This window comes from Paenarthrobacter sp. 10L412, from assembly GCF_056395565.1.
In genome coordinates this window covers 248,647-274,901 of record NZ_JBFTJT010000010.1, presented here as the reverse complement: position 1 = coordinate 274,901, position 26,255 = coordinate 248,647, and the positions used below count along the sequence as shown (strand labels likewise).

Sequence of the window (26,255 nt, the reverse complement as noted above, 5' to 3'; positions counted from 1 at the left end):
CGAATGACTGAAGTCACTTCAGCGCAGGTTCCGTCGCGGGTTGTTCTCAACCAAGCGGACATCGATCGCGCGCTGACTCGTATCGCCCATGAGATCCTCGAAGCCAACAAAGGTTCCCAGGATCTGGTTCTTTTGGGCATTCCCAGCCGCGGTTATCCCTTGGCCGTGCGGCTTGCCGACAAGATCGCTGCAGCTGACCCCAGCGTCAACGCGGAAACGATCGTCGGGCAACTCGACGTCACCATGTTCCGTGACGATCTTTCACACCAGCCCACCAGGCCGCCCCACCACACGCGCCTGCCACTATCCGGCATTGACAACAAGGTTGTTGTCCTCATTGACGACGTCCTGTATTCCGGCCGCACCATCAGGGCAGCGCTTGACGCCTTGGTGGACCTTGGCCGTCCCAGGATTGTTCGCCTGGCCGTCCTGGTGGACAGGGGTCACCGTGAGCTTCCCATCCGTGCGGACCATGTAGGCAAGAACCTACCAACTTCCTCCGCGGAAAAGGTCCGCGTCCACCTTGAGGAAATCGACTCCGTGGACGGCGTTCCGGTCAACGAAGTAGTAATCGAGGCCGGAAAGTGAAGCACCTCCTCTCCACTGAGAACCTCAGCGCTTTCGACGCCATCCGCGTCCTGGACACTGCCGAAGAAATGTCGGCCGTGGGCGACCGCGAGGTCAAGAAGCTCCCTGCCCTCCGTGGCCGCACGGTAGTGAACCTCTTCTTCGAGGACTCCACCCGTACCCGGATCTCCTTCGAAGCTGCAGCAAAGCGGCTTTCAGCCGATGTCATCAACTTCGCCGCCAAAGGCTCCTCGGTTTCCAAGGGCGAGTCCCTCAAAGACACTGCGCAGACGCTGGCCGCCATGGGCGCGGATGCGGTGGTCATCCGCCATTGGGCCTCCGGCGCTCCGCACCGGCTTGCTGCCACGGACTGGATCGACGCCGCAGTGATCAACGCAGGCGATGGCACCCACGAACACCCCACGCAGGCGCTGTTGGATGCGTTCACGATGCGCCGCCACTGGTCCCAACTCAACGGGACGAAGTCCACCGGGGCGGACCTTCGAGGGATGCGTGTGGCGATCGTCGGAGATGTCCTGCATTCCCGGGTGGCGCGGTCCAACGTCTGGTTATTGCGCACGCTGGGTGCAGAGGTCACGTTGGTTGCGCCACCCACACTGCTGCCGATCGGCGTCGAGCACTGGCCTTGCAAGGTCAGCTACAACCTGGACGAAACGCTGGAAGCGGGCGTCGACGCGATGATGATGCTGCGAGTCCAGGGTGAGCGGATGCATGCCTCGTTCTTCCCGTCTACCCGTGAGTACTCACGGCGCTGGGGCTTCGACGACGCCCGGCTTCGGGCACTGGATGACCTTGGCATGAAAGACACCATCATCATGCACCCCGGCCCCATGAACCGTGGCCTGGAAATTTCCTCGGCCGCCGCCGATTCGCCCCGCTCAACAGTGCTTGCACAGGTGCGGAACGGTGTTTCAGTGCGCATGGCCGCCCTTTACCTGCTGCTCTCCGGGGATTCCCGCGAAGCAACTGCCGCATCGGCAGCAACCCCCCACGCTGTAAGCCAGCCCACCAAGGAGAGCAACTGATGGCCGAGAACACGTACCTGATCCGCGGGGCCGCCATTCTCGGCGGCGAAGCTGAAGACCTGCTGATCCGCGACGGCATCATCGCCGCCCGGGGCAAGGATCTGCACGACGACGACGCCACAGTGATCGACGGAACGGGCCTGGTTGCCCTCCCCGGCATGGTTGACGTCCACACGCACCTGCGCGAACCCGGCCGCGAAGATGCTGAAACGGTCGAGACCGGCACTCGTGCCGCAGCCCTGGGTGGCTTCACGGCCGTCCACGCCATGGCCAACAGCAACCCCGTTGCTGACACGGCAGGCGTCGTCGAACAGGTCCACAGCCTCGGCCGCGCGTCCGGCTGGGTGGACGTGCGTCCTGTTGGCGCTGTCACGGTTGGCCTGGCCGGTGAACAACTTGCGGAACTGGGTGCGATGGCGGATTCCCGCGCCCAGGTGCGGATGTTCTCCGATGATGGCATCTGCGTGCACGATCCCGTGCTGATGCGCCGCGCGCTGGAGTACGTCAAAGCGTTTGACGGCGTGGTTGCCCAACACGCGCAGGAACCCCGCCTTACCGCCGGGGCACAGATGAACGAAGGCGCCGTCTCGGCGGTGCTGGGTCTCGCCGGTTGGCCGGCCGTGGCAGAGGAAAGCATCATCGCCCGCGACGTCCTGCTCACGCAGCATGTGGGTTCCCGCCTCCACGTTTGCCACGTCTCCACCGCTGGATCTGTTGAAATCGTCCGCTGGGCCAAAGCCCGGGGGATCAACGTCACAGCCGAGGTCACGCCCCACCACCTGCTCCTCACTGACGAACTGGTCCGCAGCTACGATCCCGTGTACAAGGTCAACCCGCCGCTGCGTACGGATGCCGACGTCCAGGCGCTCCGCGAAGGCCTCGCCGACGGCACCATCGATGTTGTCGGCACGGACCACGCCCCGCACCCCAGCGAGCACAAGGAATGCGAGTGGGCGCAGGCGGCCATGGGCATGACCGGCCTGGAAACGGCATTGTCCGTGGTTCAGGAAACCATGATCGAAACCGGACTCATGACATGGGCAGACTTCGCCCGGGTCACGTCCTTCACTCCGGCAGTTATTGGCCGCGTAGCGGACCAAGGCCGGCCGTTGGAGGAAGGCGAGCCCGCCAACGTCATCCTGGTGGACCCGGCTGCGCGCTGGACGGTTGACCCCCATAAGATGGCCACCATGGGCCGCAATTCACCGTTCAAGGGCAAAGAGCTGCCCGGATCTGTGGTCGCAACCTTCTTCAAGGGCCACCCCACCGTTCTCAACGGCAAGCTCAACACGCCATACAGGTACGCCGGAAACTACCCAACCCCGGATGCCGCCGGGGCAGTCAGCGGTAGCTGATGAACAACCAGACACTCACCGTGCTTATCACGGTGCCGTTGATCATCATCGTCCTGATGATGATCTGGCTGGGGTGGCGGAACCGGCTCAGGCGACAAGCCGACGTCGAACGCCTCCCGGAGGTGCCGCAGCAACTGACGCCGGCCACGGTCGTAGCTGAGGGCCAGTACGTTGCCACCACCACGGCAGGTGACTGGCTGGACCGGATCGCAGTGCAGGGCCTTGGAATCCGCACCAACGCGGAACTGAGCATCCATGCTGAAGGCATCTTGTTCGACCGCTCAGGCGCCGCCCCGGTGTTCATCCCACGCTCCGCAGTGGCTGACAGCCGCCAAGCAGCCGGCATGGCCGGGAAGTTCGTGGAAAAAGACGGACTCCTGGTCATCAGCTGGAAGCTGGGCGGCAAGGAACTGGATACCGGATTCCGGACCAGGCACGCAGCCGACAAAGAGCTCCTCCTCGAAGCCATCCAAGAATTGATCTCCGCAGCCCCTCAGGCAGATGCCGATAGTGGAAAGTAATAAAGTGACGGACAGTAAAGCAGCCACCACACCCACCCCCTCAGCAGCAGTACTGGTGCTCGAAGACGGCCGCATGTTCCGCGGCCGTAGCTACGGCGCCCAGGGAACGGCCCTCGGTGAGGCAGTCTTCGCCACCGGAATGACCGGCTACCAGGAGACCATCACCGATCCCTCCTACGCCCGCCAGCTCGTGGTGCAGACCGCACCCCACATCGGCAACACGGGCGTCAACAGCGAAGACGCTGAGTCCCGCCGCATCTGGGTGGCTGGCTACGTCGTGCGCGACGCCGCCCGCCGCCCCTCCAACTGGCGCTCGGAACGCAGCCTCGATGATGAACTCGTCGAGCAAGGCATCGTGGGCATCCAGGGCGTCGATACCCGTGCCATCACCCGCCACCTCCGCGAGCACAAGACCATGCGCGCAGGCATCTTCTCGGGTGAGGCCGTACAGGCATCGGACAAGGAGCTACTGAACACCGTGCTGGCAAGCGCCCCGATGGAAGGCGCAGCGCTGGCTGAAGAGGTCTCCATTGACGAGGCTTACGTCGTGGAACCCAAGGACCACGGCTGGGAAGGCGAGCCCAGGTTCTCCATTGCCGCCGTGGACCTCGGCATCAAGGCCATGACCCCGGTTCGTTTCGCCGAACGCGGCGTGCGTGTGCATGTCCTTCCGGCGACGTCCACCCTGGAGGATGTCAACGCGGTCAACCCGGACGGCTTCTTCATGTCCAACGGGCCCGGTGACCCCGCTACCGCAGACCACCAGGTCTCGCTCCTGCGTTCGGTGCTGGACGAGAAACTGCCCTACTTCGGCATCTGCTTCGGCAATCAGATCCTTGGCCGGGCCCTCGGCTTTGGAACCTACAAGCTCCGCTACGGCCACCGCGGCATCAACCAGCCGGTGATGGACCGCCGCACGGGCAAGGTTGAAATCACCTCGCAGAACCACGGCTTCGCCGTCGATGCACCGCTGAACGGTGCCACGATCGCCCCCGAGGAGCGTTACGGCCGCGTCGAAGTCAGCCACGTCTCCTTGAATGACGACGTCGTTGAAGGCCTTGCGTGCCTGGACATCCCGGCGTTCTCGGTCCAGTACCACCCTGAAGCTGCGGCTGGCCCGCACGATGCTGCGTACCTCTTCGACCGCTTTATCGACCTCATGGCCGAAACCAAATCGGCCACCGCCGGCGCCTCCAACTCCACCGAATCCAAGACTGAGGACAAGAAGTAATGCCCAAGCGTACAGATCTCAAGAGCGTCCTTGTCATCGGTTCCGGCCCCATCGTCATCGGCCAGGCAGCCGAGTTCGACTACTCCGGTACCCAGGCTCTCCGCGTCCTCAAGGAGGAAGGCCTCCGGGTCATCCTCGTGAACTCCAACCCCGCCACCATCATGACGGACCCCGAGTTCGCCGACGCCACCTACGTCGAGCCCATCACGCCCGAGGTTGTTGAGAAGATCATCGCCAAGGAGCGTCCGGACGCCATCCTGCCCACCTTGGGTGGCCAGACGGCTCTGAACACTGCCATCGCGTTGGACAAGAACGGTGTGCTGGAGAAGTACAACGTGGAACTCATTGGCGCAAACATTGCTGCCATTGAGCTCGGAGAAGACCGCGAGAAGTTCAAGGGCGTCGTTGAGCGCTGTGGCGCCGAATCGGCCCGCAGCCACATCATCCACACCATGGACGAGGCCTTCGCTGCGGCCGAAGACCTCGGCTATCCGATGGTCGTTCGCCCGTCCTTCACCATGGGTGGCCTTGGCTCAGGCCTGGCGTACAACGAGGACGATCTCCGCCGCATCGTCGGCCAGGGCCTCCAGTACAGCCCCACCACCGAGGTCCTGCTCGAAGAGAGCATTCTCGGTTGGAAGGAATACGAGCTTGAGATGATGCGCGACAAGAACGACAACGTCGTTGTTGTTTGCTCCATCGAAAACTTCGATCCCGTAGGCGTCCACACCGGTGACTCCATCACGGTTGCTCCGGCACTGACCCTCACGGACCGCGAGTACCAAAAGCTTCGGGACGTCTCCATCGCCGTTATCCGCGAAGTCGGCGTGGACACCGGTGGCTGCAACATCCAGTTCGCTATCGACCCCGCCACGGGCCGCGTAGTGGTTATCGAGATGAACCCGCGCGTATCCCGGTCCTCCGCGCTGGCTTCCAAGGCAACCGGCTTCGCCATCGCCAAGATCGCCACCAAGCTCTCACTTGGTTACACCCTGGACGAGATCCCGAACGACATCACCCAGAAGACGCCGGCGTCGTTCGAGCCTACGTTGGACTACGTTGTGGTCAAGGTTCCGCGCTTCGCCTTCGAGAAGTTCCCGGCAGCCGACAACACTCTGACCACCACCATGAAGTCTGTTGGCGAAGCCATGGCCATGGGCCGCAACTTCACCGAAGCCCTGCAGAAGGCCCTCCGTTCATTGGAGCAGAAGGGCTCGCAGCTGGACTTCAGCTCCGTGCCGGAGTACGAGGTTGCCGAGCTCATCGAGAAGGCCAAGCGTCCCACGACGGACCGCCTGCACCAGGTGCAGCGCGCGCTCCTGGGTGGCGCCACGGTGGAAGACCTCTTCGAGGCCACCAAGATCGATCCTTGGTTCCTGGACCAACTGCAGCTCCTTAACGAGACCGCGCAGGAGATCCGCAAGGCCGGCGTCCTCACCGAGGAAATGCTCCGCAACGCCAAGCGCCACGGCTTCTCCGACGAGCAGATCGGTGCCTTGACGCACAACAATGAGGCAGTGGTCCGCGGCGTCCGCCAGGCCTTGGGTATCCGTCCGGTCTACAAGACGGTGGACACCTGTGCCGCTGAGTTTGCCGCTTACACCCCGTACCACTACTCGTCCTACGACGAGGAAGATGAGGTAGGCCTGCACGCCAAGCCCTCCGTCATCATCCTTGGTTCAGGGCCCAACCGCATTGGCCAGGGCATCGAGTTCGACTACTCCTGCGTCCACGCCTCCATGGCGCTGCGCAAGGCCGGCTACGAGACTGTCATGGTCAACTGCAACCCCGAGACCGTCTCCACCGACTACGACGTTTCCACGCGACTTTACTTCGAGCCGCTGACCCTTGAGGACGTCCTCGAGGTCATCGCCGCTGAAGAGCGCACCGGCGGCGTCATGGGCGTCTTCGTCCAGCTCGGCGGCCAGACACCCCTGAAGCTCGCACAGCAGCTTGCCGACGCCGGCGTGCCGATCCTGGGCACCTCGCCTGAGGCAATTGACCTCGCAGAGCACCGTGGCGCCTTCGCCCGCGTCCTGGACGAGGCAGGCCTGACCTCCCCGAAGAACGGCACCGCCGTTTCCTTTGAGGATGCCAAGAAGATCGCTGACGAGATCGGTTATCCCGTGCTTGTCCGTCCGTCCTATGTCCTGGGCGGTCGCGGCATGGAAATCGTCTACGATGAAGCCAACCTTTCCCGCTACATTGCCAATGCCACGGAAATCACGCCGGATCACCCCGTGCTGATCGACCGCTTCCTGGAAGACGCAGTCGAAATCGATGTCGACGCCCTCTTCGACGGCACGGACATGTACCTGGGCGGCATCATGGAGCACATCGAGGAAGCCGGTATCCACTCCGGAGACTCCGCCTGTGTCCTTCCTCCGATCACACTGGGCAACAACGTGATCGAGCGCGTTCGCACTGCAACGCGGGCCATCGCTGAGGGCGTGGGTGTCCGTGGTCTCATCAATATCCAGTTCGCGCTGGCCTCCGATGTCCTGTACGTTCTCGAAGCGAACCCGCGTGCTTCGCGTACGGTGCCCTTCGTTTCCAAGGCAACTGGCGTTCAGATGGCCAAGGCTGCCGCACTGATCGGCACCGGTGTCACCATCAACCAGCTGCGCAGTGCCTACAAGATGCTGCCGGAAACCGGTGACGGTTCCACGTTGCCCCTGGACGCTCCAGTCGCTGTCAAGGAAGCTGTCCTGCCGTTCAGCCGCTTCCGTACGCCGGAGGGCAAGGTTGTCGACTCCTTGCTCGGCCCGGAAATGCGGTCCACAGGTGAAGTGATGGGCATCGACAAGCACTTCGATACCGCATTCGCCAAGAGCCAGGCGGCCGCAAACAACGCGCTGCCCACCGAAGGCAAGATCTTCGTTTCCGTGGCCAACCGCGACAAGCGCTCGGTGATCATGGGCGTCAAGCGCCTCTCGGACCTCGGCTTCGAGATCGTCTCCACGGGAGGCACGGCTGACGTTCTGCGCCGCAACGGCATCCAGGCGACTCCGGTCCGTAAGGTGGCCGAGGGCAGCAGCGCCGAAGGTGAAGGCACCATCGCCGACCTCGTCATTGCCGGCGAGATCGACATGGTCTTCAACACCCCGTCCGGCGGAGAAGCCCGCAGCGACGGCTACGAACTTCGTGCCGCGGCAACATCAATCGGCATTCCCTGCATCACCACCGTGGCTGAATTCAACGCAGCCGTGCAGGCAATTGAGGCACTGCGCACCTACGAATGGTCTGTCACCAGCCTGCAGGAGCACGCTGCAAACCTGGCCGCGGCCCAGGAAGCTGCCAATGCCTGAGTCTGTTGACGCAACGGTTGCACAGCAGCCGGCCCGGGAGTCCTTTGGCTCCCGGCTGGCTGCCGCCATGGCCGCCCGAGGCCCGCTTTGCGTTGGAATCGATCCCCATCCCCAGCTGCTGGCTGACTGGGGATTGAACGACGACGTCGCCGGGCTGGAGCGCTTTTCGCTCAGCGTTGTGGAGGCCGTGGCTTCCCTCGCTGCCGCGGTGAAGCCGCAAGTGGCACTTTATGAGCGTCATGGCTCTGCGGGCATGGCTGTCCTGGAGCGGACGTTGGCCGCAGCTGCTGATGCGCATGTGCTGAGCATCGCCGATGCCAAGCGCGGTGATATCGGGTCCACCATGGCCGCCTACGCAGATGCGTGGCTGCGGGACGGTTCGGCCCTGGCTGCGGACTCAGTGACCCTTAGTCCCTACCTGGGCTTCGAATCCTTGCGTCCGGCGCTGGACCTTGCTGCGCAAAATGGCAGGGGAGTCTTTGTGCTCGCATTGACATCCAATCCGGAGGGAAAGTCTGTCCAGCACGTCGGCGGAAGCCATTCCGTGGCCCGGGGGATCGTCAATGCGGCCGCAGCTGAGAACCAGCGGTACGCGGGTGTCCTGGGTTCAGTGGGACTTGTTGTGGGCGCCACCATCGGTTCTGCACTCAAGGATCTGGACATTGACCTTGGCGCGGTCCGCGGAGCGATCCTGGCGCCCGGCCTGGGGGCGCAGGGTGCTACGCCCGCGGATCTCCGCTCGACCTTCGGCGCCGCCTATCCCACAGTGCTGGCTACGTCGAGCCGGGGCATCCTTGCCGCCGGTCCAACGAGCGCTGCGTTGCGGGCGGCAACCCAGGAAACGCTGGACGGCCTGCTGGCGGAATGATTCGCTGGCGCCTCATTGCGCAACCCGCCGCCTGCCGGTAGGTTCAGGATCAGTTTCGCGTGACGTGAATCACAAATCCGATCTGACAGGGGTTTGGCCGTGGGTCTGAAAGAGCTGACACCGCAGGAGCGTTCCGATGCTTTGGATAAGGCTGCAAAGGCGCGCGCTGTGCGGGCCGCGGCCAAAGAGCGGCTCAAACGCGGTGAAGTGAGCATTGCTGAGCTGATCTCTTCAGGCACCACGGATGAAGCCATTGCGCGGATGCGGGTGGTGGAGCTCCTGGAGGCCCTCCCAGGCATAGGACCTGTACGTGCGGCCGGGATCATGGCGGAGATAGGCATCGCCGGATCCCGGCGCATCAGGGGGTTGGGAATTCACCAGGCCCGGGCGCTGGTAGATTTTATGGATACCCAGCAAAGCGTTTGACGCATCTCCCCGAAGGAATCCGTGAGCAAGAAACCTGGACTGACTGTCCTCGCAGGCCCAACTGCTGTTGGCAAGGGAACCGTATCCACCTACATCAGGGACAACTATCCAGAGGTTTGGCTTTCCGTCTCCGCCACTACCCGCGCCGCGCGTCCAGGGGAGAAGGACGGGGTTCACTACTTCTTCAAGTCTGCCGAAGAGTTTGACTCGCTGGTAGCCGATGGCGAACTCCTGGAGTGGGCCGTGGTCCACGGCCAGAACCGGTACGGCACGCTCCGGAGCACCGTGAATGCTGCCATTGCGGAGGGGAAATCGGTTCTGCTCGAGATTGACCTCCAAGGTGCACGGCAGGTAAAGGCTGCTGTGCCGGATGCCAAGTTCGTCTTCCTGGCACCGCCCAGTTGGGAAGAAATGGTGCGTCGGCTTGTGGGTCGCGGCACTGAATCTGCCGAGGAACAGCAGCGCAGGCTGGAAACCGCTAAACTGGAACTTGCTGCTGAACCGGAGTTTGACCACACCGTCATTAATGACGACGTTCGCCGGGCAGCGGACGAGCTTGTTTCACTCATGGGGCTAACCCCGCACGAGCGCTAAGCGCTTGCACTTGTCGGCCCGCTAGAATTTGGAGATTTCGTGTCCACGAACCTTGAAGGCATCATCAACCCGCCGATCGATTCGCTGCTTGAGGCTGCCGATTCCAAGTACGGCCTGGTGATCTTCGGCGCCAAGCGTGCCCGCCAGATCAACGCCTACTACGCCCAGCTGCACGAGGGCCTCTTCGAGTACGTCGGTCCCTTGGTAGACACCAAGCTGAACGAGAAGTCATTGTCGATCGCCCTCCGCGAGATCAACGAAGGCCTCCTGGTTTCCACGCCGATCGAGCCCGCAGAATAAAACAGACTGCCTGTTGACGGAGGTCACGTGCGCATAGTCCTCGGAGTCGGGGGAGGGATCGCAGCCTACAAGGTTGCATCGCTCCTCCGGCTTTTTACTGAAGCCGGTCACCAGGTGACGGTGATCCCCACCGAAGCAGCCACCCGTTTCGTCGGTGTTGCCACGTGGGAGGCGCTCTCCGGAAACCCGGTCAGCAACAGCGTCTTTGACGACGTCGAGAAGGTCAACCATGTCCGTTTGGGCCACGAGGCTGACTTGATCGTCGTTGCACCGGCCACTGCGGACCTCCTGGCAAAGGCAGCCACAGGCCAGGCTGGTGACCTCCTGACCAACACGCTCCTCATGGCTCACGGTCCGGTGCTGTTCGCTCCTGCGATGCACACGGAAATGTGGCAGCATGCTGCAACCCAGGCCAACGTGGAAACCTTGCGGAGTCGTGGCGTCACAGTTCTGGAGCCTGCCAGCGGCCGCCTGACCGGTGCCGATTCGGGTCCGGGCCGCTTGCCCGAACCTGAGGCAATTTTTACGGCAGCCATGGCGTTGGCCGAGGCCGCCACCGAGGCGGATGCGCCCAAGGCTGTACCGGCAACACATGCTTCCCTCGCCGGCCGAACGGTGACGATTTCGGCCGGTGGTACCAGGGAAGCGTTGGACCCGGTGCGTTTCCTGGGTAACCGTTCGTCAGGGAAGCAGGGTGCGGCCCTGGCCGCGGCTGCTTTGGCCGCCGGTGCCACCGTTCGTTTCCTTGCCGCGCATATGGACGTCGAGCCGCCCGCCGGCGTCGAGCTCGTCCGCGTTGAGTCCGCTCTGGAACTGCGTGAGGCAGCGCTGAAAGCGGCAGTGGATTCCGACGTCGTCATCATGGCTGCCGCTGTGGCGGATTTCCGTCCCGCAGAGGTTTCGGACACCAAGATCAAGAAGGTCGACGGCGAGGACGCACCCTTGGTGCGTCTGGTTCGGAACCCGGACATCCTGCATGAGCTCGTCGAACGGCGTAACGCCGAGGGTGGCCAGCAGCTGATCGTGGGCTTTGCTGCCGAGACCGGCGATGCCCAAGGTGACGTTCTGGAGCATGCCACGGCGAAGCTCAAGCGCAAGGGCTGTGACCTTCTGGTGGTCAACCACGTCGGGGTTGGTCGCGTCTTCGGGCAGGACGACAACTCCGTAGTAATCCTTTCCGGGCATGGGGCCGAACCGCAGTCGGCGTCCGGATCCAAGGCTGACGTCGCCGCGGCAGTTGTGGATCGGGTGGGCTCCGAACTGGCAAGGGTTTTTCCCGCCCGGTAACATCCACCGGCGGTAGCCTCCGCCCGCAATTCTTAGCATAGGGACACACGGCAGATGCCGCCGCCCCGCAACACAGTAAGGTGGTCGAGTGACTTTACCGCTGCACCATGAACATCATGGCACCCCGTCCAAGCTCCGGCTCTTCACGTCCGAGTCGGTCACTGAAGGGCACCCGGACAAGATCTGCGACCAAATCAGTGACGCCATCCTGGATGGGCTGCTGGCTGCTGATCCTGAATCCCGGGTGGCTGTCGAGACCATGGCCACCACCGGCCTGGTCCATGTGGCCGGTGAAGTAACCACTGACGCTTATGTGGAGATACCGCAGATTGTCCGGGAGACCATTCTCGGCATCGGCTACGACTCTTCGGCCAACGGTTTCGATGGTGCCCGCTGTGGAGTCTCGGTGTCGATCGGGCAGCAGTCCAACGACATCGCCGGTGGCGTCTTCAACTCGCTTGAGGCGCGTGAAGGCCGCCAGGAGGACGACTACGATCTCCAAGGTGCGGGCGATCAGGGCATCATGTTCGGTTATGCCAGCGATGAGACTGCGTCCTACATGCCGACGCCCATCTGGCTTGCCCACCGTTTGTCGGAGCGCCTCACCGAGGTCCGCAAGAGCGGCGAACTTGCGTACCTCCGTCCGGATGGCAAAACGCAGGTCACGGTAGGGTACGACGGCGATCGCCCGGTTTCCGTTGAAACGGTAGTGATTTCCAGCCAGCACGCGGAAGACGCGAGCCTGGAGCAGCTGCGCGCCGACCTCGCGAGCCACGTCATCGATCCCGTTCTGGCGGCATCGAACCTTGACATCTCCCATGTAGCCAACATTCTGAACCCTGCGGGTGCATTCGTGATCGGCGGCCCGGTTGGCGACGCCGGGCTCACTGGTCGCAAGATTATTGTCGATACCTATGGCGGGTTCTCCCGGCACGGTGGAGGCGCCTTCTCCGGCAAGGACCCGTCCAAGGTAGATCGTTCGGCTGCCTACGCCATGCGCTGGGTTGCCAAGAACGTGGTAGCTGCAGGTCTGGCCAAGCGCGCGGAGATCCAGATTGCCTATGCCATTGGCCAGGCACGTCCGGTCGGAACGTATGTAGAGACCTTCGGCACGGAAACTGTTGACCCGGCCCGCATCAGCGAGGCCATCAACGAGCTCTTCGATCTCCGTCCCCGGGCCATCATCGACGCCTTGGACCTCAAGCGTCCCATTTACACCAAGACGGCGGCTCACGGCCACTTCGGCCGCGACGAGCCCGACTTCACGTGGGAGCGCCTGGACCGCGTGGCGGACCTGAAGGAATTCTTCAACGCCTGATCTCCCGCTCATCCGCGTGTGCCAGCCGGTGTTTGTAACTTTGTCGGTGGCCCATGGTTGGCTGGAGCCAGAGAGATGCCCGCAGTGGGTCGATCCCGCTGTGGGCATCCTTCGTTCCTGCGTGGAAAGTCCGCGCAATTGAGTTGGAGGTGACGAGCATGGCCGGACACGAAGCCCAGCCGTCGCTGCTTCAACCTTCTTTGCTTCAAGGTTTCCCTGACAAGTCTCCCGTGAGTGGACCCCCGCTGGCAGCAGTAAATCCCGTGGCCCGCGTGGTGCTGGAATCCTCCCTGCCACACCTGGACAGGCCCTTCGATTACAGCGTGCCCGCTGAACTCGCTGATTCTGCTGTTCCCGGAGTCCGCGTGAAAGTGAAGTTCAACGGCCAGGAGCTTAACGGCTTCGTGCTGGAACGCGTCGATACTTCGGATGCCGGTCACCCGCTGACCCCACTTCACAAAGTAGTGTCACCGCTGTCGGTCCTGACGCCACACATCGCTGAGCTGGCTGGAACGGTAGCTGCGCGCTACGCCGGAACCTTGAGCGATGTCCTGCGTACTGCTGTTCCCCCGCGCGTTGCCAAAGTGGAGAAGGAGCTGCTCTCCGGGGACGCAGCACAGGAATCGGAGCCACCGTCACATGCGCCGGACGCCCAGACCTGGGGTTCCTACTCCAACGGAGCACCGTATCTCCATCACCTGGCCAGCGGCGGGTCGCCCAAGGCTGTCCTCACGGCGTTGCAGGGATTTGGCCCCGGGGGTTGGCCTTCGTTGGTTGCCTCGGCGGTTGCCGCAGTTCGTGCATCCGGCCGTGGTGCAGTGGTGGTTGTTCCCGATTACAGGGATCTCGAACAGCTGGAGGCGGCCCTCGCCACAGTCCTGCCAGCGGGTGACGTCGCGCGGCTGACGGCTGACGATGGTCAAACTCCGCGCTACCGGAGCTTTCTGCGAATCCTCAGCGGCGAAGCGCGTGTGGCCATCGGCACCAGATCCGCCGCCTATGCGCCGGTCCGGGAGTTGGGACTCGTGGTCTGTTGGGACGACGGTGATGACCTCCACATCGACCAGCGGGCTCCATACGCGCACACGCGCGAAGTTCTGCTCCTGCGGGCCGAGCAGGAGAACGCAGCGTGCCTGATGGCATCCCACAGTCGCAGCACTGAACTCCAGCGCCTGGTTGAAATGCAATGGGCTGTGCCGATCGAGGCTCCGCGAACGGTCATTCGCTCCACTGTTCCGCGTGTCCTGAACACAGCTGACAGCTTTGAACAGGAACGTGATCCCCTGGCCCGGATTGCACGTTTGCCCGGAGCAGCATGGCGTGCGGCCAAGGAAGGCCTAGAACATGGCCCTGTGCTGGTGCAGGTTGCACGTGCTGGCTACGCGCCCTCTTTGGCTTGCGAGACGTGCCGGGAGCTGGCGCGCTGCAACAACTGCCAAGGACCGCTGGCTATCTCCAGCAGTTCCGCCATGCCGCTTTGCCGCTGGTGTTCCACGCCGGCTCCGCAGTGGCGCTGCAACCATTGCAATGGCACACACCTGCGCCGGGTTGCAGCAGGAGCCGTGCGAACGGCGGAGGAACTAGGGCGGGCTTTTCCTGGAAAGACGGTTATCACCTCGTCGGGGGAGAACATCAAGGCAACGGTGCCTGATGCTCCGGCATTGATCGTCGCTACAGTTGGCGCCGAACCCGTGGCTCCCCAGGGGTACGCGGCCGCGCTGCTTCTGGACGGCAATTCATTGCTCCGCCGGGAAAACCTGCGGGCCGGTGAGGACACTGTTCGGCGGTGGTTCAACGCTGCGTCCCTGGTGAGACCCTCCAACCAGGGTGGGCTGGTCATCATCACGGCAGACGACACAACCGCTACCGGAGCCCTGCTGCGCTGGGACGCACCGGGCTACGCGTCGCGTGAACTGGCACTCCGGAAGGAACTCCAGCTTCCCCCGGCAGTGCGGGTAGCTTCAGTGACCGGGCAAAGGGCCGACGTCGCGCATTTTTCCGATACCTTCGAGGCGAGCGTCAAGCTAAAGTCCGGTACGAAGCTCCGCAGCGCCGGTCCGGCGCCACTTCAGCTGTTCTCCAGTGGTGCCCAAGGCGCCGGAAGTGAGGCCGAGGCAGACGTCCGCACTCTGTACTTCATTCCCTACGCAGACGCCGCAGACGCTACCCGTGCCATGCGTGCCGTCAAGGCAGCGAACGCGGCGAAACGCACAGCCGGACCAGTTCAACTGCGGCTCGACGGCGTGGACGTCTTGTAGCGTTTTCGAAGTTCTACGACCTCCTCTGCCGCGGCCAGCAACTGCCGGGCGGATTCGTCCCAGTTGAAGTCTCCAGCACGTTCCACGGACCTGCGGGAACGTTGTTGCCACAATCTGCCATCGCCCAACGCCGTGACAGCCGCAGCGAACTCCGAGGGCGACTCGGGGTCAACATAGCTGACCGCATCGGCGCCTACTTCCCGGAAAATCGGAATGTCGCTGGCGATAACAGGAGTTCCCAGTGACATCGCCTCCACCAGGGGCAAGCCATATCCCTCGGCCCGGGACAAGCTGATGAGTGCAGTCGCCCTGGTCAAAAGCTCTTCATACTCGGCATCTGTTACACCGTTGTGGAACTGGACCTTAGCCCCGTGAGGGATCATGGCCTCGAGTTCCGCCCGACGCTGGGGAGTAATCCGGCTGAGCAAGTGCAGTGTGTATTCCGGCAGGCCTGCCATTCCCCGAATCATGGTTTCCACGTTCTTGTAAGGCATGAACGAACCCATGTACAGCAGGGTCTTATCCGCCCCTGCCGAAGGATCGCGGGGGGTCTGGCCGGGCTGCGGGGCATTGCCAACGATCCGCACGGGGCGGCGGGTCAAGGTGTACTTGGCCATCAAAGCCTCTGTGGTCCTGCTGATGGTAGCCACCACGTCAGCCCGGTTCAGCAGCAGGCGTTGCGGCCAGAACGCCTTGTGGTACAGCCTCCAGAGCAGGCGCACCGGAGCCGGAAGGAAACCCGGGGGAGCGGGGTGTTCGTAGTAGATGAGGTCGTGCAGCGTAAGGATCAGGCCATACTTCCGCCCCAGGGTTCCCATGGTCTGCATCGGGCACACCACGACGTCCGCACCCAAGGAGTTGACCTTGGCGGCAACGAACAGCTCACGTGGGGACAGCGGGCTGTTGACCATCACATAGGGCACGTCGGGAAGCAACGCGAGTTGGCGTTTGTCGTTGATGAGCATGGTGACATCGGCAATTTTGGATGTCGCTGCAATGAGGCTTGAACCGTACCGGCTGATGCCATCGTGGTGGTCCGTCCTGGTGAAGCGGGCGTCGATGACAATTTTCACGCGGGGTGTTCCTCCAGGAAGGTGCGGATAGCTGCGGCCGCCGGGGCCGGCGTCTCGTAATGGATCAAATGCCCGACGTCGGGAATCACTTCCAGGGTGCCCTCGGGAAGGCGCTCCATCAGTTTGTGCTGGTTGGGCAAAGTGGCGATCTCGTCTTTTTCGCCGGCTATCAGCAGTACGGGGAGGCGCAACTCCCCGGCGACGTCTGCCACAGTGCCCGACACGGATGCCTTGAAGGATTCGAGCAGGCTCCTTCGGTCCGCGAACGCGCTGAAGTAGGCATCATGCTGGCCATGGATGAAGCGGCGCAGGTCTTTGTCTTTAGTCTTGGCCATGGTGACGCTCATGATCCGCACAATGGCCCGATTGCGCAGGAGGGCAAGTCCAAGGCGCTTTGGAAGCTTGGCGGACACTTGGTAGTAAAACACCGCGAGCTTGGTCATGATCCCCTTGGGTCCCTCCAAAGCGGGTGCAGCGATGGGGTTGATCAGGATCAATGGATAAATGGCGCCCGGATTCCGGGCTGCAAAATGGCTCGCGACGATGGAGCCAAAGGAGTGGCCCAGCAGCACGGTCTTGGGGCCCAGGCCCAGTGCGGCCATGAAGCCGGAGATGAAATGGCCGTAACGCTCAACCGTGTGTTCGTCCTCACGGAAAGGATCTGAACTGCCAAACGCCGGGAGGTCCGGCATGATGATCCGCATGTCCGGAAGCAGGTCCGCTACACGGAGCAATCCATGGTGGTCGCCCCGAAAACCGTGAATGACCAAAATCGTGCGGGTATCCTGTGTGGCTTTGACGGGTTCGTACGTCCAATACGCTACGTTGCTGCCATCGACGTCCACATCAGAGGCGATAGTGCGTCCCTGCAGGGACTTGCTGATGAATTCAATCGGGGCATCTGCGCCTTCCGGAGTATGCGCGGTGTCCACTTTTTCCATTCGGCCGTTCCTAATTCACGTTGTCCGGGTGCGAGCCCGTGCGGTGGTGGCGTTCAAGCGCCCCCATGCCGTCCATGTCTTCTGCCTCGAGTTCGAAGTCGAAAACGGCAAAGTTCTCCTTGATCCGCCCCGCGGAACTGGCTTTGGGAATGACGAGGTTCCCAAGCTGGAGATGCCACCGGAGGATTATTTGGGCCGGTGTCCTGCCGTACTTGTGAGCCAAATCCACGATCGCGGGGTCGGCAAGGACTTGCCCACGGCCAAGGGGGCTCCATGCTTCGGTTCGGATCCCGAGTTGTTCATGCAGTGTCCGCAGCCTGCCCTGCTGAAGCCAGGGGTGCAGCTCTATCTGATTAACGGCCGGGACCACTTCGGCTTTCTGCATGAGTTCTTCCAAATGCCCGGGCTGGAAATTCGAAACCCCGATGGCCCGGACTTTGCCTTCCCTGTACAGGGTTTCCATGGCTTTATAGGTCTCCACGAACAGGCCTCGTCCGGCACACGGCCAGTGGATGAGGTAAAGGTCCACGTAGTCCAGTCCGAGGTTGGCCATGGACGAATCGAAAGCGCGGAGCGTGGTGTCGTAACCGTGGTCGTCATTCCAGACCTTGGTGGTGACAAAGACGTCTTCCCGGGTCAGGGCATGCACGGATTCGCCGGAACCACCCGTGCCGAGGTTTGCCTCGTTGGCGTCGCCGATTGCACCCCCGATCGCGCGGCCTATGCCCACCTCGTTGTGATACATGGCGGCGGTATCGAACCGCCGATAGCCTTCGCCGAGGGCAGTGCTCACCAAAGCTTCAGCTTCTTTTGGCGGCACCTTATAGAGTCCGAATCCCAAGCGGTCCATCATCACGCCGTTGTTCAAGGTCAGCCGGGCCGGGAATCTCATATCAACGACTCTACCCATTCCGCAGCGGAATGCCTCAGGACTGGCCACTGAAACTCACCAAACGGCGCGCCGAGGCTTCATCCAGGATGAGGTCAGTGGCAAGTCCGGCTGCCAAGGCGCCCTCCAGGCCGTTTATTTTGGAGGCGCCGGACACGACGCAAATCCGGCGTCGTACCTGCCGTAGCTGTTCATGGCTTGGGCCGGTTGACCGTTCGTTCAGGGTAATGCCGTCAGATGATCCATCACTGCGGAAGAAGACAGTGGCTACGTCACCCACCACGTCGTCGGCAGCCAACATGCTGAGGTCTTGTTCGTCGAGGTAGCCGCCAGCGTACACATGGCTTGGATAGTCCGAATCAACGGATCCAACACCGAAAATGGCGATGCTCATGCGCGCCTGCAGATCCAGGATGCGTTGAACGCTGCGCTCATTCCACATGGCCGTCTTGGTAGCCGCGTGATCGAAAAACGCGGGCACGGGGAATTGTTCCACCCGCGCTCCGTAGGCGCTGCCAAAGCGCCGCATGATGTCGCTGGCGTAGGTGATGCCGGTTGTTTGCATGTTCCCGGCGCCGTTGAGTTGGACAACGATGGTGTCGTGCGTGAGCTTCCTGGTCAGGTGCCGGCTCACAGCGCTGAGCGTGGCACCCCAGGCAATGCCGATGATGGCATTGGAATCCACCAGGGGTCCTATGGTCCGCGCTGCCTGCATGGCCACGCGGTCCAGCGTCTCCGCCTCGTTCAAGGTGTCAAGCACCGGCACCACGTGGACGTCCACTTTGAACTTGTCGCGAATCTGGCTCTCCAGCTCGGGGGCGGTATCGAACGGGCTGCGGATCTGGACCTGGACCAGGCCTGTTTCCCGGGCGGAAGACAACAGCCTGGAGACGGTGGAGCGTGAGGTCCTCAGTTCCCGCGCGATCGCGTCCATGGTCAGGTCCTGCAGGTAGTACATCTGTGCGGCCCGGAGGGCATCCGAGTGACGTGAGCGTCCCATCTCATTTCCTTACTGCACGTTTGTGCAAATAGCTTGACTCCATTTTCCACCTTCGCCAGATTAGTGGTGAAAGGTGCAGCGAACGTAACGCCGCGCACAAACCAAGCCCAAGGGAGCAGTTTTGGGACACAACAGGATTTCCGGTATCTCCTCTGATGCGCATCGGCGTGAGTCTGTAACCGCCTTGCGGGAGCGGCCTTCGGCGAAAGTACTCATCATCGGTGGCGGTATCAACGGCGTAGGAACCTTCCGGGACCTTGCCCTGCAGGGCATTGACGTCGCGCTCGTGGAGCGTGGGGACTACTGCCAAGGAGCCAGTGGTGCATCGTCGCACATGATCCATGGCGGCATTCGATACCTGGAGAACGGTGAGTTCCGCCTTGTCCAGGAATCAGTCGTGGAGCGCAACCGTCTCCTTCGGATCGCCCCGCACTACGTCAAACCGCTCCAGACCACCATTCCCATCTTCAGCACCTTCTCGGGAATCCTGTCCGCGCCCATGCGCTTCCTCACCCACAAGCAGGGCAAACCGAACGAACGCGGCGCCTTCCTCATCAAGCTCGGCTTGAGCATGTACGACTTCTTCTCCCGTGACGGCGGCAGCGTCCCCCGGCACCAGTTCCGCGGCAAGGACAAGGCTTTGGCGGAGCTACCCAAGCTGCACCCGGGAATCAAGTACGCGGCAACCTACTTTGATGCGTCCGTGCACAACCCTGAGCGGCTCACCCTGGACGTGCTTCAAGATGGCGAGAAGGCAGGGCGCGGCGGTGGCCTGCCTGGTGGGACGGCCCGCGCCAGCAACTACGTCTCACTGGTTTCCATGGGCACCGATGGGGTGCGGCTCCGCGATGAATTGAGCGGCAAGGAGTTCGACTTCCAGGCCGACGTCATCGTCAACACCACCGGTGCGTGGGTGGACCTCACCAACCAGGCCATGGGAGCCGCCAGCCAGTTCATGGGCGGCACCAAGGGCTCGCACATTGTGTTGGACCACCCTGAACTGCTGGCCGCCTGCAATGGCCGGGAGATCTTCTTTGAGCACACAGACGGCCGCATCGTCCTTATTTACCCCATGGGGGACCGGGTGCTGGTCGGCACCACAGACGTTGACGCAGACATGACAGAAGACGCTGTCTGCACCGAATCCGAAATCGACTACTTCTTCGAGCTGATCGGCCATGTCTTCCCCACCATCAAGGTGCACCGAGGCCAGATCGTGTACAGCTTCGCCGGAGTCCGTCCCCTGCCGCGCCACGACGCCACCCAACCGGGATTTGTCTCAAGGGACTACAGGATCGAACGCAGTGTCCGGACCGGCGAAGGTGCCATGGCGACGCCAGGCGGTAAGGCCGCCGTCGTACTCAGTTTGATAGGTGGCAAATGGACCACCTTCCGGGCGCTTGCCGAACACATGACCAACGACGTCCTTCGCGAATTGGGTCTGGAACGGAAAGTTTCGACGGCGAAACTCGCCATCGGCGGCGGCGCTGGCTTCCCTGCTACGGAACAAGGCGAGCAGGAATGGATCAAGAAGCACATGGGCCCCGGACTGGACGCGGATCGCGTGTCTGGTCTCCTGACGCGGTATGGAACACGGGCAGAGGCCGTCATCGATTTCCTGAACGCCGGACACGACGCGCCGCTTCGTTCCACCCGGGAACTCAGTGTTCGTGAATTGGCATTCATGGCCGAACACGAGCAGGTCGGGCATCTGGTGGATGTCCTCATCCGACGGACGTCCCTCGCGTTCCGCGGCCTGGTGACCGGCGAGTTGCTGAACGAGATTGCTGCAGCATTGGCTGAACCGCTTGGCTGGGATGCCGCTGTCCGTGAGGCAGAAGTGCGCCACGCCCAGGAAGTGCTGCGTCGGTTCCACAAGGTTGACGTGCACAGTCTCGTAGCCTGAGGGCGACTGCACACAATGCTTGACCGTCCCACTGCGCGACAGGGACGGGAAACGGGGTAGGTGAGCCCCTTGGGGCTCACCACGCCGGGATGGTTGCGGAAAACGGAACTGTCCCAACGGCCTCTTCAACCCGCGAGGAGGCTGTCAACAGAAAAATGAGGAGTCAAAGATGTCTCTTGGAATAGTTTTCCTTTCCGAAGTATTCGGAACCATGATGCTGACCCTGCTGGGTTGTGGCGTCGTGGCCAACGTTGCGCTCAAAGGCACCAAGGGCAACAACGGTGGATTCTTGATGGTGACGTGGGGCTGGGGTATTGCGGTCTTCGCGGGCGTTTTCGTGGCCGCAAAGTCCGGTGCGCACCTGAACCCGGCTGTCACCTTGGGCCTGCTTGTTAAGGGAAGCAAGGAATACGCGCCCGATGTCAGCGTGGACTTCGCTTCCACCTTGACGTACTTCGGTGGCGAACTGCTCGGGGCATTCCTGGGCGCCGTTGTTTGCTGGCTCGCTTACAAACAGCACTTTGATGAGGAGCCGCTGGCAGCCAACAAGCTGGGAACGTTCTCCACCGGTCCTGCCATCCGTTCAACCCCGTGGAACCTCATCACCGAAATCATTGGCACATTCGTCCTGGTTTTCGTCATCCTGACTTTCGGCGGCACCCCCTCGGGCCTGGGTCCGTTGGCTGTGGCGCTGCTCGTGGTCGGTATCGGCGTCTCCATTGGTGGCCCCACCGGTTACGCCATCAACCCGGCACGTGACCTCGGACCCCGCATCGCACACGCCGTCCTCCCCATCAAGGGGAAGGGCTCCAGCGACTGGGCCTACTCCTGGATCCCTGTCGTCGGGCCACTTGTTGGCGGTACCCTTGCCGGCCTTGTGGCCCTCTGGGTGCCTGCCATCATGCCCTCAGTCGCTGGCTGATTCCTGGACACGCTGTCCTGAACAAATCACTCACACTCATCCGCACACCGTATAAAACCACTGAGACAAGGACGTCACCATGAATCAATACGTCATCGCCATCGACCAGGGCACCACGAGCTCCCGAGCCATCGTCTTTGACCACACGGGCAATATTGTGTCAACGGGACAGATGGAACACGAGCAGATCTTCCCGCAGGCCGGCTGGGTTGAGCACAACCCCGCCGAGATCTGGAACAACACCCGGGAGGTCATTGCCTCGGCCCTGTCCAAGGCGAACCTGACACGGCACGACATCGCCGCCGTCGGAATTACCAACCAGCGCGAAACCGCAGTGGTGTGGGACAAAAACACAGGCGAGGCCGTTTACAACGCCATCGTCTGGCAGGACACGCGCACCCAGTCGATTGTGGACGAGCTTGCCAAGGATGGTGGACCTGAACGCTTCAAACAGAAGGTTGGCCTGCCGCTGGCCACCTACTTCTCAGGGACCAAGATCAAATGGATCCTGGACAACGTCGACGGCGCCCGCGAACGCGCTGAAGCCGGTGACCTGTTGTTCGGCAACACCGACGCCTGGGTTCTCTGGAACCTGACTGGTGGAGTCGACGGCGGCGTGCACGTCACCGATGTCACCAACGCGTCCCGCACCCTCTTCATGGACCTTGAGACGCTGCAATGGGACCAGGAAATCCTTGATGTCTTCGGCGTTCCGGCCTCCATGATGCCCGCCATCAAGTCCTCCTCCGAGGTCTACGGGCACGTGCACACGTCCCAGTTGCTGCGGGAAACCCCGGTGGCGGGCATCCTCGGCGACCAGCAAGCTGCAACGTTCGGCCAGGCAGCATTCCAGGCAGGCGAAGCGAAAAACACCTACGGCACCGGCTGCTTCCTGATCTTCAACACGGGCGAAGAAATCGTCCACTCGAAGAACGGCCTGCTCACCACGCTGGGATACAAGCTGGGCGACAACAAGCCGCACTACGCACTGGAAGGCTCCATCGCCGTCACCGGCTCATTGATCCAGTGGCTTCGTGACAACCTCGGCATGATCAGTTCCGCTCCGGAGGTCGAAGAACTGGCCGCCGCTGTTAAGGACAACGGCGGCGTGTACATCGTCCCCGCCTTCTCGGGCTTGTTCGCTCCATACTGGAGGGCTGACGCGCGTGGCGTCATTGTGGGGCTCACCCGCTTCGCCAACAAGGGGCACATTGCCCGTGCTGCCCTCGAGGCCACTGCGTTCCAGACCCGCGAGGTACTGGACGCCGTCAACGCCGACTCGGGCGTTCCCCTCACCGAACTGAAGGTCGACGGCGGAATGGTCGCCAACGAGGCACTCATGCAATTCCAGGCAGACATCCTCGGCGTACCCGTAGTCCGCCCGAAAGTGGTTGAAACCACGGCCCTGGGCGCTGCATACGCCGCCGGCCTGGCTGTTGGATTCTGGAAGGACCTGGGCGAACTCAGCGCCAACTGGGGCGAGGACAAGCGCTGGGAGCCGCAATTGCCCGCCGAAGAGCAGGAGCGCCAGCTGCGGCTCTGGAAGAAGGCCGTGACAAAGTCCATGGATTGGGTCGACGAGGACGTTAAGTAAGCATCTCTCGACAGAGGTTCCGGGGACTCCCGCCCGCCCGCTTCGCGGTGCCCACCACACCATGGCGGGGAGTCCCCGGAACCTCTTTCGGCGTTTGGACGTCTTGCGCCCAGCCCATGGGTTTGGTGCGGTAAGGTGTTTGTATGCGTGCGATCCTTCTGCTTAGCTAGCCGCCCGGCAATCAACAGCCGAGCGGCCGCCCCTCCATTGTCGAGGGGCTTTTGTGTGTCCGGGGCTTACCTGGAGCGCAGCAGGAGGCAAAACCGCCATCGAAGAACAGAAGAGGGCAGCAGTGAGCGTTCAGCCGGAGACAGAGACCGGAACAGCACAGACAGCCGCAGCTGGAGCGCCTGAAGAAGGCGTCTACAGCTTCGCCGCGATGGAAGCCAAGTGGCCGCAGGTGTGGGAAGACCTCAAGGTGTTCACCCCGCTTGACGACGGTTCGCGGGAGCGTCGCTACGTGCTGGACATGTTTCCCTACCCCTCCGGTGACCTTCACATGGGCCATGCTGAGGCCTTTGCCATGGGCGATGTCGTCGCGCGCTACCTGCGCCAGAAGGGCTTCGACGTCCTGCACCCCATCGGCTGGGACTCTTTTGGCCTGCCTGCTGAGAACGCGGCCATCAAGCGCAACGCCCACCCCAGCGAGTGGACCTACGCCAACATCGACACCCAGGCAGCATCATTCAAGCGCTACGCCATCTCGGCTGACTGGTCCCGGCGCCTGCACACGTCCGACCCCGAGTACTACCGTTGGACGCAGTGGCTGTTCAAGCGCTTCTACGAGCGTGGCTTGGCGTACCGCAAGGACTCGCCCGTCAACTGGTGCCCCAAGGACCTCACCGTCCTGGCAAACGAGCAGGTCGTCAACGGTGCCTGCGAACGCTGTGGCACGGCTGTCACCAAGAAATCCCTGAACCAGTGGTACTTCAAGATCACCGACTACGCCGACCGCCTGCTCGAGGACATGGACCAGTTGCAGGGCCACTGGCCCGAACGGGTGCTGGCCATGCAGCGGAACTGGATTGGCCGCTCCGAGGGCGCCCACGTTCGCTTCGTCATCGAGGCCACCCAGGACCGGGCCGAGCGCGAAGTCACCGTCTTCACAACCCGTCCCGACACCCTCTACGGCGCGACCTTCTTCGTTGTTGCGGCCGATGCACATTTGGCCCTTGACCTCGTCACTCCCGAACATCATGACGAGCTCATGGCATACCGGGAAAAGGTTAAGGCCCTCTCCGAGATCGAGCGCCAGTCCACGGAGCGCGAGAAAACCGGTGTGTTTACCGGACGCTACGCGATCAATCCGCTCAACGGTGAGAAGCTCCCTGTGTGGGCAGCCGACTACGTTCTGGCCGATTACGGCACCGGTGCCATCATGGCCGTTCCCGCTCACGATCAGCGCGACCTCGATTTCGCCAAGGCTTTCGGCCTGCCCGTTCGTGCCGTGCTGGATACCGGCGATGAAGACCCCGCCGAGACCGGTGTTGCCACAGCGGGCGAAGGAACGCTCAAGAACTCAGGCGACTTGGATGGCCTGTCCAAGTCCGAAGGCATCCCGGCTGCCATCGAAATCCTGGAGAAGCTGGGAACCGGCGAAAAGTTCGTGAACTTCCGCCTGCGTGACTGGCTGTTGAGCCGCCAGCGTTTCTGGGGTACCCCCATTCCGATCATCCACTGTGCCGAATGTGGTGAAGTGCCCGTCCCGGACGACCAGCTTCCCGTGAAGCTGCCCGAGAACCTCCGTGGTGAGGCGCTGGCGCCGAAGGGAACCTCCCCGCTGGCTGCCGCCGTCGAATGGGTCAACGTGGAGTGTCCCAACTGTGGCCGCGCAGCCCAGCGCGATACCGACACCATGGACACCTTCGTGGATTCGTCGTGGTACTTCCTGCGCTTCGTCTCTCCGGACTACACAGAAGGTCCGTTTGATCCCGAAAAGATCAACAACTGGATGCCTGTGGGCCAGTACGTCGGCGGCGTCGAGCATGCGATCCTGCACCTGCTCTATGCCCGCTTCTTCACCAAGGTCATCAAGGACATCGGCCTGATCGAGGCAAGTGAGCCGTTCAGCGCGCTCCTCAACCAGGGCCAGGTCCTCAACGGTGGCAAGGCAATGAGCAAGTCCCTCGGCAATGGCGTAGACCTTGGCGAGCAGTTGGACAAGTTCGGTGTGGACGCCGTACGCCTGACCATGGTCTTCGCCTCCCCGCCGGAGGACGACGTCGACTGGGCAGACGTTTCGCCGTCCGGCTCGGCAAAGTTCCTGGCTCGTGCCTGGCGCCTCGGCCAGGACGTCAGCAGCGAGCCCGGCGTCGATCCTGCTGCCGGCGACCGCGCCCTGCGAACTGTTACCCACAAGACGATCGCAGACTCAGCTGAGCTGTTGGACAACAACAAGTTCAACGTCGTGGTGGCACGCCTCATGGAGTTGGTCAACGCGACGCGAAAGACCATCGACTCCGGAGCAGGTGGAGCAGATCCCGCCGTACGTGAGGCCGTCGAGGCCGTTGCTGTGATCCTGAGCCTTTTCGCCCCGTACACGGCAGAGGATCTCTGGAACACCCTGGGTCACCCTGCCTCCGTGGCCAATGCCGGCTGGCCGAAGCACGACGACGCCCTGCTCGTCCAGGAGACCGTCACCGCCGTGGTCCAGGTCCAGGGGAAGGTCCGCGACCGGCTGGAAGTGTCGCCGGATATCAGCGAGGACGAACTCCGCGAACTCGCACTCGCGTCCGAAAATGTTCAGCGCGCCATGGATGGCCGTGGCATCCGCACCGTGATCGTGCGGGCGCCTAAACTGGTGAACATCGTCCCCGCCTAACGAGGTACAAGGGACTTTGCGGCCGCCGGC

At 62.5% G+C, this 26,255-nt stretch carries 21 protein-coding genes; 17 read left to right on the top strand and 4 right to left on the bottom strand.

Annotated features, from left to right (window positions below):
* Nucleotides 1-3 precede the first annotated feature (3 nt).
* The 13 genes from pyrR (at nt 4) to AC1DD7_RS15845 (ending at nt 15,079) form a co-directional block, all read left to right on the top strand.
* Nucleotides 4-588: a bifunctional pyr operon transcriptional regulator/uracil phosphoribosyltransferase PyrR gene (pyrR, locus tag AC1DD7_RS15905; RefSeq protein ID WP_477515736.1), complete on the top strand. Its 585-nt coding sequence runs from the start codon at nt 4-6 to the stop codon at nt 586-588.
* Complete coding sequence (locus tag AC1DD7_RS15900; protein WP_477515735.1) at nt 585-1,613, top strand: aspartate carbamoyltransferase catalytic subunit; 1,029 nt, start codon at nt 585-587, stop codon at nt 1,611-1,613. The genes pyrR and AC1DD7_RS15900 overlap by 4 nt, the downstream gene beginning before the upstream one ends.
* Nucleotides 1,613-2,968 (top strand): dihydroorotase, encoded by a 1,356-nt coding sequence (locus tag AC1DD7_RS15895; protein ID WP_416416026.1) that lies wholly within the window; start codon nt 1,613-1,615, stop codon nt 2,966-2,968. Before AC1DD7_RS15900 ends, AC1DD7_RS15895 begins: the two co-directional genes overlap by 1 nt.
* Complete coding sequence (locus tag AC1DD7_RS15890; protein ID WP_477515734.1) at nt 2,968-3,489, top strand: PH-like domain-containing protein; 522 nt, start codon at nt 2,968-2,970, stop codon at nt 3,487-3,489. The genes AC1DD7_RS15895 and AC1DD7_RS15890 overlap by 1 nt, the downstream gene beginning before the upstream one ends.
* The gene (carA, locus tag AC1DD7_RS15885; RefSeq protein WP_477515733.1) at nt 3,470-4,720 is read left to right on the top strand and encodes a glutamine-hydrolyzing carbamoyl-phosphate synthase small subunit; all 1,251 of its coding nucleotides are present in this window, start codon (nt 3,470-3,472) and stop codon (nt 4,718-4,720) included. The genes AC1DD7_RS15890 and carA overlap by 20 nt, the downstream gene beginning before the upstream one ends.
* The gene (gene carB, locus AC1DD7_RS15880; RefSeq protein ID WP_431115372.1) at nt 4,720-8,028 is read left to right on the top strand and encodes a carbamoyl-phosphate synthase large subunit; all 3,309 of its coding nucleotides are present in this window, start codon (nt 4,720-4,722) and stop codon (nt 8,026-8,028) included. The genes carA and carB overlap by 1 nt, the downstream gene beginning before the upstream one ends.
* Nucleotides 8,021-8,896: an orotidine-5'-phosphate decarboxylase gene (gene pyrF / locus AC1DD7_RS15875; RefSeq protein ID WP_477515732.1), complete on the top strand. Its 876-nt coding sequence runs from the start codon at nt 8,021-8,023 to the stop codon at nt 8,894-8,896. Before carB ends, pyrF begins: the two co-directional genes overlap by 8 nt.
* 99 nt (nt 8,897-8,995) lie before the next feature.
* Nucleotides 8,996-9,322, top strand: a complete 327-nt coding sequence (gene mihF / locus AC1DD7_RS15870; protein ID WP_216925571.1) for an integration host factor, actinobacterial type — start codon at nt 8,996-8,998, stop codon at nt 9,320-9,322.
* 21 nt (nt 9,323-9,343) lie between these two features.
* On the top strand, nt 9,344-9,916 hold the full coding sequence (gene gmk / locus AC1DD7_RS15865) for a guanylate kinase (protein ID WP_224090532.1): 573 nt from the start codon (nt 9,344-9,346) through the stop codon (nt 9,914-9,916).
* 39 nt (nt 9,917-9,955) lie between these two features.
* Nucleotides 9,956-10,216, top strand: coding sequence for a DNA-directed RNA polymerase subunit omega (gene rpoZ, locus AC1DD7_RS15860; protein ID WP_017197559.1), 261 nt, complete (start codon nt 9,956-9,958; stop codon nt 10,214-10,216).
* A 27-nt stretch (nt 10,217-10,243) separates the two neighbouring features.
* The gene (gene coaBC / locus AC1DD7_RS15855) at nt 10,244-11,503 is read left to right on the top strand and encodes a bifunctional phosphopantothenoylcysteine decarboxylase/phosphopantothenate--cysteine ligase CoaBC (protein ID WP_477515731.1); all 1,260 of its coding nucleotides are present in this window, start codon (nt 10,244-10,246) and stop codon (nt 11,501-11,503) included.
* Nucleotides 11,504-11,591: 88 nt separating this feature from the next.
* On the top strand, nt 11,592-12,821 hold the full coding sequence (gene metK / locus AC1DD7_RS15850) for a methionine adenosyltransferase (protein WP_224090531.1): 1,230 nt from the start codon (nt 11,592-11,594) through the stop codon (nt 12,819-12,821).
* Nucleotides 12,822-12,979: 158 nt separating this feature from the next.
* The gene (locus tag AC1DD7_RS15845; protein ID WP_477515730.1) at nt 12,980-15,079 is read left to right on the top strand and encodes a primosomal protein N'; all 2,100 of its coding nucleotides are present in this window, start codon (nt 12,980-12,982) and stop codon (nt 15,077-15,079) included.
* Here AC1DD7_RS15845 and AC1DD7_RS15840 read toward each other — a convergent pair.
* Genes AC1DD7_RS15840 through AC1DD7_RS15825 form a run of 4 tightly spaced genes read right to left on the bottom strand, consistent with a single transcriptional unit; the run spans nt 15,046 to nt 18,982 of the window.
* Complete coding sequence (locus AC1DD7_RS15840; protein ID WP_477515729.1) at nt 15,046-16,152, bottom strand: glycosyltransferase family 4 protein; 1,107 nt, start codon at nt 16,150-16,152, stop codon at nt 15,046-15,048. The genes AC1DD7_RS15845 and AC1DD7_RS15840 overlap by 34 nt on opposite strands.
* Complete coding sequence (locus AC1DD7_RS15835; RefSeq protein ID WP_477515728.1) at nt 16,149-17,093, bottom strand: alpha/beta fold hydrolase; 945 nt, start codon at nt 17,091-17,093, stop codon at nt 16,149-16,151. Before AC1DD7_RS15835 ends, AC1DD7_RS15840 begins: the two co-directional genes overlap by 4 nt.
* Before the next feature lie 10 nt (nt 17,094-17,103).
* Nucleotides 17,104-17,985 carry an aldo/keto reductase gene (locus AC1DD7_RS15830; protein ID WP_477515727.1) on the bottom strand — a complete coding sequence of 294 codons (882 nt, stop codon included), beginning with the start codon at nt 17,983-17,985 and terminating at the stop codon, nt 17,104-17,106.
* A 34-nt stretch (nt 17,986-18,019) separates the two neighbouring features.
* On the bottom strand, nt 18,020-18,982 hold the full coding sequence (locus AC1DD7_RS15825; RefSeq protein ID WP_477515726.1) for a sugar-binding transcriptional regulator: 963 nt from the start codon (nt 18,980-18,982) through the stop codon (nt 18,020-18,022).
* Between the two features lie 121 nt (nt 18,983-19,103).
* On the opposite strand from AC1DD7_RS15825, the gene AC1DD7_RS15820 reads away from it, so the two are divergent.
* The 4 genes from AC1DD7_RS15820 (at nt 19,104) to leuS (ending at nt 26,225) form a co-directional block, all read left to right on the top strand.
* On the top strand, nt 19,104-20,888 hold the full coding sequence (locus AC1DD7_RS15820; protein ID WP_477515725.1) for a glycerol-3-phosphate dehydrogenase/oxidase: 1,785 nt from the start codon (nt 19,104-19,106) through the stop codon (nt 20,886-20,888).
* 169 nt (nt 20,889-21,057) lie between these two features.
* On the top strand, nt 21,058-21,810 hold the full coding sequence (locus AC1DD7_RS15815; RefSeq protein WP_477515724.1) for an MIP/aquaporin family protein: 753 nt from the start codon (nt 21,058-21,060) through the stop codon (nt 21,808-21,810).
* Between the two features lie 79 nt (nt 21,811-21,889).
* Nucleotides 21,890-23,404: a glycerol kinase GlpK gene (glpK, locus tag AC1DD7_RS15810; RefSeq protein ID WP_477515723.1), complete on the top strand. Its 1,515-nt coding sequence runs from the start codon at nt 21,890-21,892 to the stop codon at nt 23,402-23,404.
* Between the two features lie 292 nt (nt 23,405-23,696).
* Entirely contained in the window at nt 23,697-26,225 is a 2,529-nt protein-coding gene (gene leuS / locus AC1DD7_RS15805) for a leucine--tRNA ligase (protein WP_431115360.1), read from the top strand.
* The last annotated feature ends 30 nt before the right edge of the window (nt 26,226-26,255 follow it).